The 1,972-nt window shown below is 70.9% G+C and carries 2 protein-coding genes; one reads left to right on the top strand and one right to left on the bottom strand.

Going from position 1 to position 1,972, the window contains the following annotated elements:
* Positions 1–148 precede the first annotated feature (148 nt).
* A complete protein-coding gene (locus AF1_RS32395; RefSeq protein WP_067808146.1) occupies positions 149–787 on the bottom strand; it encodes a TetR/AcrR family transcriptional regulator C-terminal domain-containing protein in 639 nt (212 codons plus the stop codon).
* Between the two features lie 201 nt (positions 788–988).
* Here AF1_RS32395 and AF1_RS32390 point away from each other — a divergent pair, with 201 nt between their 5' ends.
* The gene (locus AF1_RS32390; protein ID WP_207394247.1) at positions 989–1,942 is read left to right on the top strand and encodes a quinone oxidoreductase family protein; all 954 of its coding nucleotides are present in this window, start codon (positions 989–991) and stop codon (positions 1,940–1,942) included.
* Positions 1,943–1,972 lie beyond the last annotated feature (30 nt).

The raw sequence follows: 1,972 nt of genomic DNA, 5'->3' as shown, positions 1-1,972 counted from the left end.
ATCAGGCAGGCTCGCCGGGCCTGATCCGCTGTCACCGGAGGCGGTTCCGCGCATCGACACCAGCGGAGCCGCCTCCGCGCGTCCGTGTCCGCCGGGACACCCCCTGGACTCGCCTCCGTCGTGGCGCACAACGCCGCGGAGACGCAGATCAGGACGGCGGACCCGACGCGGCCAGGCGGGCACGAACCCCGGCCATGATCAGCTCCAGCCCGAATCCGAAGTGCTCCTCCGGATGGGGCGCCGCCAGGTCGCCGGACGCGGCGGCCATGTTCGGGTGACGACTCGGGTCCAGCGCCGCCGAAAGCCGCGCGACCGCCTCGTCCCCGCCGGCGGGCCCCGCCGCGAGCTGCTCCTCTCCCGCGTGGCCGACGACATAGTAGGTGAGGGTGTCCACCGCCCAGACCGCGTCCCGCAGGCCGAGACCCGCCTCCCGCAGAATTCCGATCATGGTCTCGCCATAGGCCAGGGCGTTGGGCAGGGGGAAGAACACCCCGGCGAACAAGCGGGCACCGTCGCGTCTGGACAGCAGGGCGCGGCGCAGACGGTGCGCCGCCATGACGATCCGCTCGTCCCAAGGCAGGGCCGGGTCCACACCGGCCGTCACCCTGGCGAGCATGGCGTCGGCCATGGCCTCCAACAGCTCCCCCTTGCTGGAGAAGTGCCAGTATGTGGCGCCGTTCTGGACGCCGAGTGCCTTCGCGAGCCCCCGCATCGTCAGCTTGTCCAGCCCCACCTCATCGAGCAGGCCGAGACCACCGTCGATCACGCGTTCACGGGTCAGGCGCATCGCCGCTCCTCTTTATCCGGTTGACGCGGACACCAGTATGGCGCAGACTTCAACAGCGTTGAACTTCAACGACGTTGAGGTCCGGAAGGGGGACCATGCTGATCCGGAACACACCGTGACGCCCTGATCCGGGTCGCGCATGTGCGAGGGGCCCGGCCATCGTCACCGTCATCGACAAGAAAGGCAGTCAGTGTGCGCACGGTGCGGTTTCACCAGTACGGGGGTCCCGAGGTGCTGCGGGTCGAGCGGGTACCCCGCCCCGAGCCGGGAGCGGGCGAACTGCTCATCGAGGTCGACGTCATCGGAGTGACCCTGCCGGTCATCCGGCTCACGCGCGACGTCCCCGGGGACGGTGGCGCGCCGCTCCCCCGCACACCTGGCGGTGAGATCGCGGGACGGGTCGCGGCGATCGGCCCGGGCGTCACCGGATGGCGGATCGGGCAGCGCGCCGCCGGCCCCGCGTTGGCCGGGGCGTACGCAGAGTTCGCGGCGGTCCCGGCACCGTTCATGGCGCCCGTGCCCGATGAGGTCGACGACCTGGCGGCCTTGCTCCTGACACGCAGCGGACAGGTGGCCCTTGGAGCGCTGCGTGCGGGCGGGTTCGGCAAGGGCGACAGCGTGCTGGTCACCTCCGCCGCCGGAGGCGTCGGCCACCTGGCGGTCCAATTGTCCGTGGCCCTCGGCGCGGGACGTGTGACCGCCGCGGTGGGCAGCGCCGACAAGGCCGAATTCGTGCGTTCGCTGGGGGCCGATCACGTCGTCACCTACGACCGGGAGGACTGGGGCGACCCCGTGGACGTCGTTCTGGACGGGGTGGGCGACGATGTACAGGCGGCGAGCCTGCGCGCCCTGGCGCCCTTCGGGCGGCTGGTCTGCTTCAACGCCGTCGGCGGCCAGGTGGACACCAACGAACTGCGGATGCACAGCAGGGCGGTCATCGGTTTCGCAATGGCGCATCTCGCCGGCCGCCGCCGCGACGTCTACGACCGGCATCAACGTGAACTTTGGGAGCTGCACATCGCAGGTCGCCTGCGACCGGCAATTCACGCCGTGCTCCCTCTGGAAGAGGCGGCCAATGCCCACCTCATCCTCGAAGCACGCGCCAACCGCGGCAAGGTCGTCCTGAGCCCGCGGAAATCTCCGGCCGGGAAATGAGAAGGGCCCCGCCGGTAACGGCGGGGGCCC

The sequence above is a fragment of the Actinomadura formosensis NBRC 14204 genome, assembly GCF_001552155.1.
In the GTDB taxonomy this organism is placed as follows: domain Bacteria; phylum Actinomycetota; class Actinomycetes; order Streptosporangiales; family Streptosporangiaceae; genus Spirillospora; species Spirillospora formosensis.
Note: the sequence above shows the minus strand (reverse complement) of the source record. Positions and strands in the feature narration are given on the sequence as shown.

Coding starts and splice junctions, on each gene's coding strand:
- AF1_RS32395 (WP_067808146.1), bottom strand. CDS start 787: ATGCGCCTGACCCGTGAACGCGTGATCGACGGTGGTCTCGGCCTGCTC.